The following is a 15591-nucleotide window of genomic DNA, read 5'->3' as shown; positions in this document are numbered from 1 at the left end:
ACCCCAACCCCGACACGCCCAAATCACCCGTCCCGACACGCCAAACCGGGCGGACGCCAAACACGGAATCAGGCCGGACCCCGGCAGAGCCAGACGAGTGCCCCCGGCCGAACCTACGCCCGGCGGCCGGAGCGGCCCGTGCTCACAAAGATCCCGGCGAAAATCAGCACGATTCCGGCAAGGTGATACGCCCGGACAGTCTCCCCGAGAAACAGGACCGAGAGCAGGATTCCGAACACCGGTGTCAGGTACATGAACAGGGAGGCTTTCGTGCCCCCGATCCGCCGGACGGAAAACGCGTAAAACAGGTAGCTGAGGAACGCGGGAAACAGGCCCTGATACGCCACGCCGAGAGCGCTTTGTGCCGTCAGGGAGGGGGAATGGCCCTGCGCCAGTTCCCAGATCCAGGCGGGTGTAAGGAACAGCAGCCCCAGAAACGTCTGGACGCCCAGGAACACCATGGGATGGAGCGGCAGCCCCTGCCACTTCTGCAAACCGATGGTGTAGAACCCCCAGGTCAGAACAGCGGCCACCATCCAGAGATCCCCGGCATCAAAGTTGACGCCCGCAAGGGTCGCGAGGCTGCCCTTCGCAATGATGAGGGTCATGCCGGAGAGGGAGACCACCACGCCCGTGACCTCCCGCCACGTCAGCCGGGTTCGGAAAAACGCCAGGGACAGCAGGAGGACGGCCACCGGAGTCAGGGATGTCAGGATCAGGCCGGTGGTCGCCGTGGTGTGCTGCACCCCCACATAGGCGAGGGTGTTATAAAGCGTCACCCCCAGAATTCCCAAAACGAGAAGGGCACGCCAGTTCTGACGGATCACGGGCCACTCGCGGCGCAGATGGGGAAGGGCAAACGGCAGACACAGGCACAGAACGATGACCCAGCGCCAGTAGGCCAGGGCAACAGGGGGCATGTGGTCGCGCACGCCCCGGGCGACAACCAGATTGCCAGACCAGAACAGGGTCGTCAGGGTCATCAGGATATAGGCGAGCGCGTTCCCTCCCGCGCCGGATCGTTGGAACAGCTTCATGACGGATCCCCTGCCCTGCCGTGTTTTCAGGTTCATGATATTTTCGGACCGACCGGCACCCGACTGGCCACAGGACCGGCTTGCAGGTTTCCGACACTGCCCGAGGGAGCGAACGGCTGTCAGCCGGAGGGCACGCCCCCGCGGTCCGAAGCCGGTCTGTGAAGAATAGCAGGACGGTCCCGCCTTCGGAACAACACACATCGGATGATCGAACGGTTCTCCGTGCTCGCCAGAGGGGGAGCCGCGGCCCGCCCCCTGCCCTCCGCGCAGCGTGCACAAGCGAGCGGCACCGGGGTGAACGCCCGCCACGCCCGGCCCATTGTGCCGAGCCGGAGGCCCTGACCTGAGACGGCCGCTGTCAGGCGCGAAAACGCCGGAGGATGAGGCACGGACGGGACACAGAACGGGGCGGACGGCGCGATACAAAACCGGACCCCGGCGGGAAACCTGGCGAAGGGGTACGGAGGCACCGGGTCACCTAAGCGTGACATGGTCCCCCGGACCCCACCACCTCGCAGCAGGGCCGGAACCCGGAGAGGCCGAAGAGAACAGCCACCCCTGGTCCCGTACCCCGCCGCATACGGCCGTTCCGGGCACGGCCGCAGCAGGCACCATTCCAAAGAGAGGGGGCGAAGCACCGGGCTCCGCCCCCATGGCAGGGCGCCGGAGAACGGAACGGACCGCACCGCCCCGAACGCCACAGCCCCGTGCAACCACCCCGGTGACAGGGTTGGAAAATCAGTCGGGACGGTTGCCGGCCAGTCCGACCTCCTTCAGGGCCACGGCAATCTCCTCGAGAATGGCCGGGTCATCGATGGTGGCGGGCATCCGGAATTCCTGGTTGTCCGCGATCTTCTGCATGGTGCCCCGGAGAATCTTGCCCGAGCGGGTCTTGGGCAGCCGCTCCACAACGATGGTCTCGCGGTAGGCGGCAACCGGACCGATGTGGTGGCGCACCATCCGGGCGCACTCCTCGATGATGTCCTCGTAGCGGGCCGTGGTCCCGGCCTTGAGGCACACGAATCCGAGGGGCTTCTGACCCTTCAGGTCGTCCGCAACGCCAATGACCGCGCACTCCGCAACAGCCGGATGGGCGGACAGGACCTCCTCCATGGCGCCGGTGGAGAGACGGTGCCCCGCGACGTTGATGATGTCGTCCGTGCGGGACATGACATAGAAATATCCGTCCTTGTCCCGGTAACCCGCGTCCCCCGTGTTGTAGTACCCCGGGAAGGCCGTCATATAGCTGTCGATGTAACGCTGGTCCGCGTTCCACAGGGACAGCGCCGCGCCGGGGGCCATGGGCAGGCGCACCACGATGGCGCCCATCTGGTCGGGTTCGGTCTCCTGGCCGTTCTCGTCCACCACCCGCACGTCCCAGCCCGGCACCGGGCGGGTGGGCGAGCCGGGCTTGATCGGCATGAGCCCCAGCCCCTTGCAGTTGGCGACCATGGGCCAGCCGGCCTCGGTCTGCCACCAGTTGTCGATCACCGGGATATCCAGAAGGTCGGTAATCCACTCGATGGTGTTGGGATCGGCCCGCTCACCCGCAAGGAACAGGGTCCGCAGGCTGGAGAGATCCCGGGAGCGCAGGATGCTCCCGTCCGGATCCTCGCGCTTGATGGCGCGAAGGGCCGTGGGGGCGGTAAACAGGGTAACGATGCCGTGCTGCTCGACCATGCGCCAGTACGTCGAGGAGTCCGGCGTGCCCACCGGCTTGCCCTCGAACAGCACACTGGTGGCGCCGTGCATCAGGGGGGCGTAGACGATGTAGCAGTGCCCCAGAACCCAGCCCACGTCCGAGGCCGCAAAGAAGACCTCTCCGGGGTCCGTGTCGAAGACTGCCTTCATGGACCACTTCAGGGCCACCGCATGGCCCCCGTTGTCCCGGATGACACCCTTGGGGGCGCCCGTCGAGCCGGAGGTGTAGGCGATATACAGCGGATGCTCCGATTCCACCGGAACGCAGTCATGGGGGGAGGCGGCCTTCATCTCGGCGACCCAGTCCCGGTCGTGGGGCTTGTCCAGATCCGCATGGAGTTGGTCGCGCTGGAAGATGATGACCCGGTCCGGCTTGTGGGTGGACAGGTCGATGGCCTCGTTCAGCATGGGCTTGTAGGGAATGGTCCGCCCCGGCTCCAGACCGCAGGAGGCGGCCACGATGACACGGGGGGTGCAGTGGTCGATCCGGGTCGAGAGCTCGTTTGCGGCAAACCCGCCGAAGACCATGGAGTGGATGGCTCCCAGGCGCGCACAGGCCAGCATGGCCACCACGGCCTCGGGAATGTTGGGCATGTAGACAATAACCCGGTCGCCCTTCTGCACACCGTTGCGGGCCAGGACTCCGGCAAACAGGGCGACCTCGTCCAGAAGCTGGCGGTAGGTGTAGGAGCGCTGCTCCCCGGTCATGGCGCTGTCGTAGATCAGGGCCACCTGGTCCGCCCGTCCCCCGCTCACATGGCGGTCGAGCGCGTTGTAGCAGGTGTTGAGCACACCGCCCCGGAACCAGCGGTAGAACGGCGGGTTGGAGCGGTCGAGAATCTGCGAGGGCTCGGTATACCAGTCAATCTGGCGGGCGTTCTCGGCCCACCAGGCCTCGGGATCCTCGATCGCGCTCTGGTGCATGCGGCTGACAACATCGTCTGCATAGGTGTTCATAGGCCTGTTCTCCCTGTTTTGGTCTTTGGCGCCCTTTTTTTGGAGGTCCAGTCTGGCGCGTTTTTTTGCTTGTAGAGTGACCATACCGGGAGAAATGGTATTACGCAGAATCATGAATGTCACGCCAAAAAAGGCCGGAATATTACGCATTCAGATGACTTGAGGTCTGCCAAAAAACGCGCACACCCGAGCCCTCGCGCCTTGCTTGCAACGGCACGGTGGTGCGTCGGGAAACCCGACCGGAGCCGGAAAAAACTCTGTTTTTCAGACGTCTCCGGCCCAAGGCTGCGGAAGCCGGCTGGCTCCCCGGCCCGCTCCGGCGGGTCTCGCGGGCCCTGGGCCCCCGGCCCGCCCGGGCGGACCCTCGCGCATCAGGGGTAATCGTAGAATCCGCGGCCGCTCTTGCGCCCCAGAAGCCCCGCCGCGACGTACTGCCGCAGCAGCGGACAGGGGCGGAATTTCGGGTCGCCGTAGCCCTCGTACAGGATCTCGAGAATGGACAGCACCGTATCGAGGCCGATCAGGTCCGCCAGCGCCAGAGGCCCCATGGGGTGGTTCATGCCCAGCCTCATGACCGTATCGACGCCCTCCGGCGTTGCGACCCCCTCGTAGACGCAGAAGATCGCCTCGTTGATCATGACCTGGAGAACCCGGTTGGACACGAACCCCGGGACATCACGGACCTCGACCACGGTCTTGCCCAGGCGCTTGCCCAGCGCGGTGATGGCCTGACAGACGGCATCGTCCGTCAGCAGGCCCCGGATCAACTCCACCAGGCTCATGACTGGCACCGGGTTCATGAAGTGCATCCCCACGACCTTCTGCGGACGGGAGGTGGCGGAGGCCAGACGGGTGATGGGCAGGGACGACGTGTTGGAGGCCAGGATCGTCGCGGGCGGACAGATCTCGTCCAGCACCTGGAACAGCGGCCCCTTGACGTCCATGGTCTCGACCACGGCCTCCACCACAAGATCGGTCGAGCCGGCCGCATCGAGACCCGGAGCCGCCCTCAGACACCCCAGCGCCGCGTCACGGTCGGCCGCGGACAGACGTCCCTTCTCCACGTCCCGCTCCAGGTTCTTGCGGATTTTCGCCATCCCGTGTTCCAGGGCCGCGGCATTGCTGTCGAAAAGAAGGGTCTCGAGGCCGCTTCGGGCCATCACCTGGGCGATGCCGCTGCCCATCTGCCCCGCACCGACCACCATCACACTGCGTATGTCCACGCTCCCACCTCCCCTTGTCCCTGCCTTTGGGGTACCCGGTCCCGGGCCCCCGGCTGTTGATTGTTTTCTCAGGGATCCACGCGCACGATCATGGCATCCCCCTGGGCTGCGCCACTGCACAGGCAGGCCAGCCCATAGCCCCCGCCCCGGGCCTCCAGCGCCCGGATCAGGTGCAGCAGGATCCGCGCCCCGCTGGCCCCCACCGGGTGGCCGAAGGCGATGGCGCCCCCGTTGACGTTGACCCGATCATGGTCCCAGCCCGCGATGACGCCGGACACCAGGACCACGGCGGCAAAGGCCTCGTTGACCTCGATCAGGTCCATGCGGTTCATGGAGAGCCCGGCCCGCTCCAGAGCCCGAAGCGCGGCGCGCCCGGGAACCGTTGCGATCCAGCGCGCCTCCTCCGCCGCCTCCGCGTGGGCCTCGACGGTGGCCAGCGGCCGAAGCCCCAGGCGCTCCGCCCGGCTGCGGCGCATGACCATCAGGGACGCGGCACCGTCGTTCACTCCCGGAGCGTTCCCGGCGGTCACGGTCCCGTCCTCCACAAACAGGGGCGGCAGTTTCGCCAGAGCCTCCGGGCTTGTGTCCGCACGGGGGCCCTCGTCCCGGGCCACCAAGGTTTCCCCCTTGCGCGAGGCCACGGTGACGGGAACAATCTCGCCGTCAAAGACACCCTTTCCGGCGGCTGCCACCGCGCGCTGGTGGGAGCGAAGGGCCCAGGCGTCCTGGGCCTCGCGGGAGATTCCGAACTCCCGGGCGGCCTCCGAGCCGTGGACCGCCATATGCCGGTCGTCGAACGGACACCACAGGCCATCGCGCAACATCAGATCCTCGCACCCGGTGTCGGTCATCCGCGCGCCGAAGCGCATGGTCGGAAGGGCGTAGGGAATGCGGGACATGCTCTCCATGCCCCCGGCAACAATGATCTCGTCGTGCCCGGCCTGGAGCCGGTCGTGGGCCAGCGCCACCGCCGAAAGCCCGGAACAGCAGACCCGGTTGACGGTCAGGGCCAGGGTCTCCCACGGGAGCCCGGCACTGCGGGCGGCCTGCCGGGCCGTAATCTGGCCGCAACCGGCCTGAACCACGTGCCCCATGATCACCCGGTCCACCGCATCCGGCGCAAGCCCGGAGCGCCTTACGGTCTCACGGATCGCCACGCCGCCAAGGTCGGTGGCGGACAGGGACGCAAGCCCTCCGCCAAACTTTCCGAACGGCGTGCGCGCCGCGCTGACTATGACTGTATCGGTCATGCTGCCCTTCCCTCCCGTTCCGGCCGCGGGGCAAGATCCGTTGTGCGGACCCGTTCTCCGGGCTTTTATTTTGTGGGCCTCTTTTCCGGGGCACTCTTTTCCGGGGGCCTCTTTTTCGCGGGTGCCCCTGATCACACCGGGGAGACGGGCGACACCGCGCCTCTCGCGGGCCGGCCTTCGAGGCCTCACCCCGCCCGGCCCGTCCCGCCCTGCGGTTCGGCGGCCGGGGCGGCACCCCGCACACCCCGGCCTGGCCCGGCCCCTGTGATCCTGTCCAGGCCACTCCCTGACCCGCTGAGGCAGCGGTCCGGGGTTCCCAAAATCACAGGCGCCGCAGGGAGGCTTCCGGAGCCAGCGACGCCGGAGCCCCCTGTTTTGCCCCGCCGGTTTCCAGGCGGGGCGCTTGACCCTACATGTTCCGGCGATACTGACCGCCGACCTGGAACAGGGCCTCGGTGACCTGCCCCATGGAACAGTGCCTCACGGCCTCCATGATGGTGTCGAAAACGTTCTCGTCGTTGATCACGGCCTCGCGCAGGCGCGCCTGCCAGAACGGAGCCTCGGCACTGTGCCGGGTCTGGAAGTCCTTCAGGCGACGGAGCTGGCTCTGCTTCTCATCCTCGGTGGAGCGGGCCAGCTCGATCTCCACAATCTCGCGCCCGTGCGGGTTCAGGAACGTGTTCACACCAATGATGGGATAGGAGCCGTCGTGCTTGCGGTGCTCGTAATAGAGGGACTCATCCTGGATCCGGCCCCGCTGGTATCCGGTCTCCATGGCCCCCAGAACACCGCCACGGGAGGACAGGGCGTCGAACTCCTTCAGAACGGCCTCCTCCACCAGGTCCGTCAGTTCATCAATCAGGAAGCTTCCCTGGTTGGGGTTCTCGTTCATGGCCACACCCCACTCCCGGTTGATGATCAGCTGGATCGCCATGGCCCGGCGGACCGACTCCTCGGTAGGCGTGGTGATGGCCTCGTCATAGGCGTTGGTGTGCAGGCTGTTGCAGTTGTCGTAGATCGCAATCAGGGCCTGGAGGGTGGTGCGGATGTCGTTGAAATCCATCTCCTGGGCGTGGAGGCTGCGCCCCGACGTCTGCACATGGTACTTCAGCTTGCAGGAGCGTTCGTTGGCTCCGTACCTGTTGCGCATGGCGATAGCCCAGATCCGGCGGGCCACCCGGCCGATAACCGAGTACTCCGGATCCATCCCGTTCGAGAAGAAGAAGCTCAGGTTCGGCGCAAAGGCGTCGATGTCCATGCCCCGGGCCAGATAGGATTCCACGTAGGTGAACCCGTTTGCCAGGGTGAAGGCCAACTGGGTGATGGGGTTGGCCCCGGCCTCGGCGATGTGATAGCCGGAGATGGACACGGAGTAGAAATTGCGCACGTCATTGCGCACGAAATACTCCTGGATATCCCCCATGAGCTTGAGGGCAAACTCGGTGGCGAAAATGCAGGTGTTCTGCCCCTGGTCCTCCTTGAGGATATCGGCCTGGATGGTCCCGCGCACCGTCGAGAGGGTGCGGGCCCGGATCGCGTCCCGTTCCTCGGGGGTCGGCTCGCGCCCGGTCTCCTCCTGGAACCGCGCCATCTGCTGGTCGATCGCGGTGTTGAAGAAGAAGGCCATGGCCACCGGCGCCGGTCCGTTGATGGTCATGGACACGGAGGTGGAGGGCGCGCACAGGTCAAAGCCCTCGTAGAGGACTTTCATGTCGTCCAGGGTGGCGATGGACACCCCCGCATTCCCCACCTTGCCATAGATGTCGGGCCGCTCCGCCGGGTCGCAGCCGTACAGGGTGACCGAGTCAAAGGCCGTGGACAGCCGGTGGGCGGGCATCCCCTCGGACAGCTTCCGGAACCGCCGGTTGGTGCGGAAGGCATCGCCCTCGCCCGCAAACATGCGGGTGGGATCCTCCCCCTCGCGCTTGAACGGGAACACCCCGGCCGTAAAGGGGAAGTACCCCGGCAGGTTCTCCAGCATCAGGAACCGCAGAAGGTCGGCCTCGCTGCCGTAGCGCGGCAGAGACACCTTGGGAATCCGGGTGCCGGACAGGGACTCGCGGGTCAGCTCGGTGCAGATGTCCCGATCCCGGATCCGGACCACGTGCTGCTCCCCCTCGTACTGCTTGCGGACGGTGGGCCAGGTCTCCAGAAGGGAGCGGGCCTCGAACCCCAGGTCCGCGGTCCGCCGCTCCAGAGCCGCATCAAGGGCGGTCAGGTCCGCATCCCCGGTCTCCAGGCACGAGCGGGCAATCTGCAGGGCCTCCCGGTCCCGCGCGGTGCGAACCCGGGTCTCAACATCCGCGCGGTAGGTGCGCACGCACTCTGCAATTTCCGAGAGATACGGCGTCCGGGACGGGGGAATGATGGCCCGGCTGGCGGACGGACAGCGCACGTCGACACGGGGCAGGCGCCCCGGCCCGCCGGGAAGACCCCGGGCCTCCAGCGCCGGGACCAGCGCCTGGTAAAGCGCCGTGACCCCGTCATCATTGAAACGCGACGCCATGGTACCGAACACGGGCATGGACTCGTGGGACTCGCCCCAGGCCTCCCGGTTGCGCTGGACCTGCCGCGAGACATCCCGAAGGGCATCCTCGGCGCCCTTGCGGTCGAACTTGTTGATGGCCACCAGATCGGCGAAATCCAGCATGTCGATCTTCTCGAGCTGGCTGGCCGCACCGAACTCGGGGGTCATCACATAAAGGGACAGGTCCACGTAGGGCACGATGGCCGCGTTGCCCTGCCCGATACCCGACGTCTCCACGATCACCAGATCGAAGCCCGCAAGGCGGGTGGCCGCGATCACCTCGGCCAGGGCCGGCGAGATCTCGGCACCGGTCTCCCGGGTGGCCAGCGAGCGCATGAAAATGTTGGGATGGTTGATGGCGTTCATGCGGATGCGGTCGCCCAGAAGCGCTCCGCCCGTCCTCTTGCGGGACGGATCAATGGAGATGATGGCGATTTTCAGCTGCTCATTGCGGTCCAGCCGGAAGCGGCGCACCAGCTCATCCGTAAGCGAGCTCTTGCCCGCTCCCCCGGTCCCCGTGATGCCCAGAACCGGGACCGACACGCCCGCCGCCGCTGTGCGAAGCGCGGTACAGGCCTCCTCGTCCAGACCCCCGTTCTCGAGAGCCGTGATCACCCGCGCAAGAAAGCGGTGCCCGCCCGTGGCAAGGCCCGCCAGAAGGGCCTGGGTCTCTTTCGGCGCCACGTGGGTCAGGTCGTAGTCCGCCTTCGACACCACATCGTTCATCATGCCCTGGAGTCCCAGCCGCGCCCCGTCCTCGGGAGAGTACAGCCGGGAAATCCCGTAGGCGTGAAGCTCGTCCAGCTCGGGGGGCGTGATCACACCCCCGCCCCCGCCGAAGATCATCACGTTGCCCGCGTCCCGCTCCCGAAGAAGGTCCAGCGTGTACTTGAAGAACTCCATGTGGCCGCCCTGATAGGAACTGATGGCCACCCCCTGGACGTCCTCCTGGACCGCGGCCGTCACGATCTCCTCGACCGACCGGTTATGCCCGAGATGAATAACCTCCACCCCGGTGGTCTGCAGAATGCGCCGCATGATGTTGACGGAGACATCGTGACCGTCGAACAGGGACGCCGCGGTCAGGAAACGGACCCGGTTCGTCGGACGGTAGGGTGTTGTGGCCGCCGGCTGGCGGTCCTGAGAGCTTACGTGGGTCATGAGAGCCTCCCCGGCGGCGTGAGTTTTCCCGGACTGTAGCCGGGGCCGGTGCGCCGGGCCATTGCAGCTCATGACAGCTTTCATGTAAAATCCGCCAATGTAGTCGGAGCTGTGGCGAGACCGGTCACAGGGGGAGGACGCTGTGCCCATAACAATATCGGAAACCCGGCCCCGGGACGGGGGAGAGGGCTCGGCCGGACGGGGCGATGTGTCCATGGGGTTTGTCTCGGGCATGCTGTCGGGGCTTGTGCGCAGCAATATCCCGGTGGACGACCTTCTGGAACGGGAGGCCGGCGAGACCGCGCAGCGGGGCGGCCGCCTTCCTGTCAGCCGCTATGCGGAGCTGTTCAATCGGGCCATTGCCCGCAGCCAGGACGAGGCCGTCTGCCTCTTTTCCCGGCCCCTGCGCCCCGGAACCTTCGAGTTCCTGTGCCGGAGCGTTCTGGGCGCCGCCACCCTGGAGGAGGGCCTTGACCGGGCCCGGCGGTTCCTGTCCCTGGTGCTGGACGACCTGGAGGTCACACTCACCCGCCGGGAGACCCACGCGGAGCTGACAATCCGGGAGGTGCGCCCCCTGTCCGAGCAGGCGGATGACCCCGCGCGGGTCTTTGCCTTCGAGTGGCTGTTGCGCCTGCTCCACTGCATTGCGTGTTGGCTTGTGGCGCGCCCGGTGCCCCTGGACCAGGTGGCCTTCCCCTACCCGGCTCCCGGCCACGCCGCCGACTACGAGCTGGTCTACAGCGCGCGCTACAGCTTCGGGGCCCCGGCCCTGGTCGCCCGCTTTTCCGTGCCCCTTCTGGACCTGCCCGTGCGCCGTCACGAGGCGGACCTGAACGCCTTCCTGAAGGGGGCGCCGGGGCGCATATCGATGCTCTACCGCCGGGACCGGGAGACCGGCGTGCGGGTTCAGGAGGCCCTGCGAACCCGGATCGGGGAAAACCCCGCCCTGGGCGACATTGCCCGGCACCTGCACCAGTCACCGCGCACCCTGGAAAGACGCCTGGCCGCCGAGGGAACCTCGTTTCGGGCTCTCAAGAGCGGGGTCCGGCGGGATCTGGCCTGCTCACGGCTTGTGAAGACGGATCTGGGAATCGAGCACATTGCCCAGGAACTGGGCTACGCGGACACCTCGGCCTTCTACCGGGCGTTTGTCGGCTGGACGGGCCTGTCCCCGGAACGCTACCGGAAAGCCCCCCTGGACCGCCCGAGCCCACGGGATCCGGAGTCCGCCAGGGCGGGTCACACAGGGTAATCCCGCCACCACCACCCCAGCCCCACTCCGGCCACCGCACGGCCATCGTCCGCCCCCGGGACTGTCCGGGAAAGGCACGACGGACGCAGCGGCCCGCACGCAGGCGGAAGCCATGCCAGGTCGGCAGGAGGGTGTAAGTTCCGGGCTCACCGGGGCGCCCCTGGGGACACGCCCGCATCACCCGCATTACGGCCACAAAAAAGGCCCGGAACCGACGTTCCGGACCTGACAGGCATTCACCGGGGCCCCCGGGCCGTGACCGGGGATGTGCGGGAGGCGCCGTTGCGAAGCCGGGCGCTCCCGCCGCTGTCCCCTACTTCGCCGCCGGTTCAGCAGCGGGGACATCAAACGCCGGGACGATGCCCCGGGATGCCAGATCGTCCACGATAAAGGCCCGTACCTCGGGCGAGTTCACCGCCTCCACGAGCGCCCGAACCCAGGGCTGGTCCCGATCCGACGTGCGAACCACAACGACGTTCACGTAGGGGGAATCCGCGTCCTCGATCAAAAGGGCGTCGCGGATGGGGATAAGGCCCCCCTGCACCGCAAAATTGGTGTTGATCACCGAGGCCGTCACGTCCACCAGGGTGCGGGGAAGCTGGGCGGCGTCCAGTTCCACCAGCTTCAGGCCCAGCGGGTTGTCGACCACATCACGGACCGTGACCAGATCCTTGTCCTTCAGGGTGATCAGCCCGTGGGCGGCCAGAAGGCGCAGGGCGCGCGAGCCGTTCGAGGGATCATTGGGCAGGGAGATGATGTCGCCCTTTTTCAGCTCGGAAATGTTCTGGATCTTCTTCGAGTACAGGCCCAGGGGCTCGATATGCACCTTGGCAACCCAGGTCAGATCCAGACCGCGCTGGACCTTCGTGGTGTCCAGGTAGGGGATGTGCTGGTGAAAGTTGGCGTCCAGGCTGCCCTCGGCCAGGGCAATATTCGGCTGCACATAGTCGGAAAAGTCCCGGATCACAAGGTCATAGCCCTTGGCCTTCAGAAGCGGAGCGGCTTTTTCCATAATGGCCCGGTGGGGAAAGGGCGTGACCCCGACTACAATCGTGTCCTTCGCCTGTGCGGATGCTCCAAATCCCAGGAGCAGGGCCAGGGCAAGGCCCGGGAGTGCAAAAAGCCGTCTTTTCATGTCTGTACCTCCAGCCGGTCAGTGTAAGAGAGACAAGATGGAGTGCAAACCGTTCCTTCGCAAGGGGGAGCCGGCTTTGGCAGGAGGCAGCCCCGCAGTCCGGCGGGCTGTCCCGTTGTCCGGGGGCCCCGACGCCCCCTGCCGTCACGAGGGTCAGGCGTCCGGGCGCAGGCGGCTGTAGATCAGGTTCCCGGCCTTCTGGATCACGGTCACCAGAGCCACCAGAAGAATGACGCACCACAGGGTCACGTCGGTCTCATAGCCCACGTAGCCAAGACGGTAGGCCAGATCCCCCAGGCCGCCTCCGCCCACGGTCCCGGCCATGGCGGAGTAGCCCACAAGCGCTATTCCCAGAACCGAGACGTTCAGGGCGATGGCCGGCAGGGCCTCGGGCACAAGAACCCGGAACACGATCTGGGCATTCGTCGCCCCGAACGAGCGGGCAGCCTCGATCACGCCCCGGTCCACCTCCAGGAAATTGGCCTCGATCAGCCGGGCCGCAAAGGGCGCGGCCGCCACGGTCAGGGGCAGGATGGTGGCGGTGGTGCCAATGGCGGTGCCCATAACCAGGCGGGTGAAGGGCATGATGGCGATGATCAGGATGATGAACGGCAGCGAGCGGCCCAGATCCACCACGATATCGAGAACCGAATACAGACGCGGCGCCGGGTTCAGTCCCTTGGGGCCGGACAGGATCATCACCACGGCCAGGAAAAAGCCCAGGGCAAACGACAGGACGGTGGAGGCGCCGACCATGTAGAGGGTTTCGCCGAACGCCGGGAACAGGGCGTCCTGATTGCGCATCAGGGAGTCCACAACACCGGCCGGAAACGAGAGAAGCGCCGAAACCAGGTTACTCATTGCCCAGAACCTCCCAATACAGCTTTTTGGCCTCGAGGTAGGCCAGAACCCTCTCCCGGTCCGGATCCGGGACGTTGATCACCAGAAAGCCCCGGACATCATCCGCATAGCGCTCCAGCTTGCCGCCGACGATGGCGAAATCCACGTCCAGGGCCCGGGCCATGGAGGTGATCACCGCGTCGCGCGCAATCTCCCTCGGGAACCACAGCCGGATGTTGGTGCCCCCGGGAAACTGGGCGTACTCGTCCTGCACCAGGCGCCGCAGATCCTCCGACGGCGCAAGGAAGAAGCGGTCGGTGGGACCGGTGCCCTGGATCTGCCCGCCGTCCAGAAGCATGATCCGGTCACAGGCGCGCTTGACCGCCTCCATCTGGTGGGTGACGAACACGATGGTGAGCCCCAGGCTGGTGCGGATATCCAGCAGAAGGTCCAGGATGGAAATGGTGGTGCCCGGATCCAGAGCCGAGGTGGCCTCGTCGCACAGCAGAACCTTGGGGGACAGGGCCAGGGCGCGGGCAATGCCCACCCGCTGCTTCTGCCCGCCGGACAGGGCCGAGACCCGCTCGAACCGGCGCTCATACAGGCCCACAAGCCGCAGGAGCTCGCCCGCCCTCGCCTCCCGCTCGGCCGCCGGCACGTGCCAGAGCCTCAGGGGCAGCAGCACGTTCTCCAGAACGCTCAGGGACGAGAGCAGATTGAAGGTCTGGAAGATCATGCCCATGTCGCGGCGCAGAAGGCGGATCCCGGCCGGATCCAGATCCCCCACCTCGCGGCCCATGACATGCACGGAGCCGCTGTCATAGCCCTCGAGGCCGTTGAGACAGCGCAGAAGGGTGGACTTGCCCGCACCCGAGTGGCCGACGATCCCGAAGACCTCGCCCTCCTCCACGGAGAAGCTGATGTCCCGAAGAACGACGGACTCCTGATAGCACTTCTGAAGCGACGTGACCGAAACAATCGACATGTTCAACAACCGCCAGGCCCGGATCCGCGCGCAGCCACGGCTGGCCGCCCGGAACCCGGAAAGAAAACGCGGACCGGAGAGTCTCCGGTCCCGACCGGTGTGGGGGCTGCGTCGCCCCGGAGGGGCGCCAGACGGACACCCCCGGAGGGGCGCCAGACGGACACCCCCGGAGGGGCGCCAGACGGACACCCCGGAGGGGCGCGGACGAAAAGCCCTGGGGGCGCCGGACGGGCACCCCCTGAAGGGCAGCGCCGGGCAGAACGCTCTGCAAGGCGCCGGACAGCGGGGCACGGCGGGGATGGAAAAGGCCCGGGGAAAACGCCCCGGGGCCCCTTCCTCCCCTGAAGGCGCGCCGTGTCCGGCCTAGCCGGCCGCGTCCTCGGCACCTCCAAGCCGCGAGGCAAGGGAGGCCGCCATGAACTGGTCCAGATCCCCGTCCAGAACCCCCGAGGTGTCGGAGGTCTCGACGTGGGTGCGGAGATCCTTGACCATCTGGTACGGCTGGAGAACGTAGGACCGGATCTGGTGGCCCCAGCCGATGTCGGTCTTGGTGTCCTCCAGGGCCCGAGCCTCGGCCTCGCGCTTCTGGAGCTCCAGCTCGTAGAGGCGGGCGCGCAGCATCTTCCAGCACGCGTCCTTGTTCTGATGCTGGGAGCGCTGGGTCTGGCACTGCACCACAATTCCCGTGGGATTGTGGGTGATGCGCACCGCGGATTCCGTCCGGTTCACGTGCTGGCCACCCGCGCCCGACGCCCGGTAGACGTCGATGCGGCAGTCCTTCTCCTCGATCACGATATCGATGCTGTCATCCACCACCGGGTAGACCCAGACGGAGGAGAAGCTCGTGTGACGGCGCGCCGAGGAGTCATAGGGCGAGATGCGCACAAGACGGTGGACACCGCTTTCGGTCTTCAGCCAGCCATAGGCGTTGCGGCCGTCGATCCGGACGGTTGCGGACTTGATGCCCGCCTCCTCGCCGTCGCTTTCCTCCAGATACTCGACCTTGTAGCCGTGGGCCTCGGCCCAGCGGGTGTACATGCGCAAAAGCATCTGGGCCCAGTCCTGGGCCTCGGTTCCGCCGGCACCGGCGTTGACCTCGAGGTAGCAGTCGTTCGAGTCCGCCTCGCCCGAAAGAAGGCTTTCCAGCTCCTTCTGTCCGGCCGTGCGGGCCAGCTGCTCCAGCTGGGCCTCACCCTCGGCGACGGTCTCCGCGTCGTCCTCGGCGTCGCCGAGCTCGATCAGGGTCAGGGCGTCCTCCAGCCCCTGCTCCAGGTCCCGCACCCCCTTGATGGAATCACCCAGCCAGTTGCGCTCGCGCATGAGGGTCTGGGCCCGGGAGGCGTTGTTCCAGAGTTCGGGATCCTCGGACAGGGCGTTCAGTTCGTCGAGGCGTCGAAGGGCGTTATCCCAGTCAAAGATGCCTCCTCAGCAGTGCTGTCGACTGCTTGATCTTGTCAACCAAAGCCTGATGTTCGGCACGCATTGTTGAAAAGTCCTCGTGTTTTGGGTGGTTGTGAACACAG

General features: G+C 66.6%; 10 protein-coding genes. 1 reads left to right on the top strand and 9 read right to left on the bottom strand.

Going from position 1 to position 15591, the window contains the following annotated elements:
- Nucleotides 1-113 precede the first annotated feature (113 nt).
- The 5 genes from IHV25_RS09395 to icmF form a co-directional block, all read right to left on the bottom strand.
- A complete protein-coding gene (locus IHV25_RS09395) occupies nucleotides 114-1037 on the bottom strand; it encodes a DMT family transporter (protein WP_192534864.1) in 924 nt (307 codons plus the stop codon).
- A 738-nt stretch (nucleotides 1038-1775) separates the two neighbouring features.
- Complete coding sequence (locus tag IHV25_RS09390; RefSeq protein ID WP_192534863.1) at nucleotides 1776-3695, bottom strand: propionyl-CoA synthetase; 1920 nt, start codon at nucleotides 3693-3695, stop codon at nucleotides 1776-1778.
- A gap of 371 nt (nucleotides 3696-4066) precedes the next feature.
- Nucleotides 4067-4918 (bottom strand): 3-hydroxybutyryl-CoA dehydrogenase, encoded by an 852-nt coding sequence (locus IHV25_RS09385; RefSeq protein WP_192534862.1) that lies wholly within the window; start codon nucleotides 4916-4918, stop codon nucleotides 4067-4069.
- A 68-nt stretch (nucleotides 4919-4986) separates the two neighbouring features.
- Entirely contained in the window at nucleotides 4987-6168 is a 1182-nt protein-coding gene (locus IHV25_RS09380; protein ID WP_192534861.1) for an acetyl-CoA C-acetyltransferase, read from the bottom strand.
- Between the two features lie 409 nt (nucleotides 6169-6577).
- Nucleotides 6578-9856 (bottom strand): fused isobutyryl-CoA mutase/GTPase IcmF, encoded by a 3279-nt coding sequence (icmF, locus tag IHV25_RS09375; protein WP_192534860.1) that lies wholly within the window; start codon nucleotides 9854-9856, stop codon nucleotides 6578-6580.
- A gap of 142 nt (nucleotides 9857-9998) precedes the next feature.
- Here icmF and IHV25_RS09370 point away from each other — a divergent pair, with 142 nt between their 5' ends.
- Nucleotides 9999-11108: an AraC family transcriptional regulator ligand-binding domain-containing protein gene (locus IHV25_RS09370; protein ID WP_197975018.1), complete on the top strand. Its 1110-nt coding sequence runs from the start codon at nucleotides 9999-10001 to the stop codon at nucleotides 11106-11108.
- Nucleotides 11109-11421: 313 nt separating this feature from the next.
- Here the strand turns inward: IHV25_RS09370 and IHV25_RS09365 are convergent, their stop codons facing one another.
- The 4 genes from IHV25_RS09365 to prfB form a co-directional block, all read right to left on the bottom strand.
- Complete coding sequence (locus tag IHV25_RS09365) at nucleotides 11422-12243, bottom strand: MetQ/NlpA family ABC transporter substrate-binding protein (RefSeq protein ID WP_192534859.1); 822 nt, start codon at nucleotides 12241-12243, stop codon at nucleotides 11422-11424.
- A gap of 153 nt (nucleotides 12244-12396) precedes the next feature.
- Nucleotides 12397-13104: a methionine ABC transporter permease gene (locus IHV25_RS09360; protein WP_242018898.1), complete on the bottom strand. Its 708-nt coding sequence runs from the start codon at nucleotides 13102-13104 to the stop codon at nucleotides 12397-12399.
- On the bottom strand, nucleotides 13097-14068 hold the full coding sequence (locus IHV25_RS09355; RefSeq protein ID WP_197975017.1) for a methionine ABC transporter ATP-binding protein: 972 nt from the start codon (nucleotides 14066-14068) through the stop codon (nucleotides 13097-13099). The genes IHV25_RS09360 and IHV25_RS09355 overlap by 8 nt, the downstream gene beginning before the upstream one ends.
- 363 nt (nucleotides 14069-14431) lie before the next feature.
- Nucleotides 14432-15551, bottom strand: a protein-coding gene (gene prfB / locus IHV25_RS09350; protein WP_192534858.1) for a peptide chain release factor 2 whose coding sequence is annotated in 2 segments (ribosomal slippage) — nucleotides 14432-15481 and nucleotides 15483-15551 — 1119 coding nt in all. Because the reading frame shifts where the segments join, the coding sequence is not laid out codon by codon here.
- Nucleotides 15552-15591: the final 40 nt, after the last annotated feature.

Origin of the sequence: Phaeovibrio sulfidiphilus, assembly GCF_014861485.1 — a bacterium.
Classification (GTDB): Bacteria; Pseudomonadota; Alphaproteobacteria; order Rhodospirillales; family Rhodospirillaceae; genus Phaeovibrio; species Phaeovibrio sulfidiphilus.
Note: the sequence above shows the minus strand (reverse complement) of the source record. Positions and strands in the feature narration are given on the sequence as shown.

Coding starts and splice junctions, on each gene's coding strand:
- IHV25_RS09395 (WP_192534864.1), bottom strand. CDS start 1,037: ATGAAGCTGTTCCAACGATCCGGCGCGGGAGGGAACGCGCTCGCCTAT.
- IHV25_RS09390 (WP_192534863.1), bottom strand. CDS start 3,695: ATGAACACCTATGCAGACGATGTTGTCAGCCGCATGCACCAGAGCGCG.
- IHV25_RS09380 (WP_192534861.1), bottom strand. CDS start 6,168: ATGACCGATACAGTCATAGTCAGCGCGGCGCGCACGCCGTTCGGAAAG.
- icmF (WP_192534860.1), bottom strand. CDS start 9,856: ATGACCCACGTAAGCTCTCAGGACCGCCAGCCGGCGGCCACAACACCC.
- IHV25_RS09365 (WP_192534859.1), bottom strand. CDS start 12,243: ATGAAAAGACGGCTTTTTGCACTCCCGGGCCTTGCCCTGGCCCTGCTC.
- IHV25_RS09360 (WP_242018898.1), bottom strand. CDS start 13,104: ATGAGTAACCTGGTTTCGGCGCTTCTCTCGTTTCCGGCCGGTGTTGTG.
- IHV25_RS09355 (WP_197975017.1), bottom strand. CDS start 14,068: ATGTCGATTGTTTCGGTCACGTCGCTTCAGAAGTGCTATCAGGAGTCC.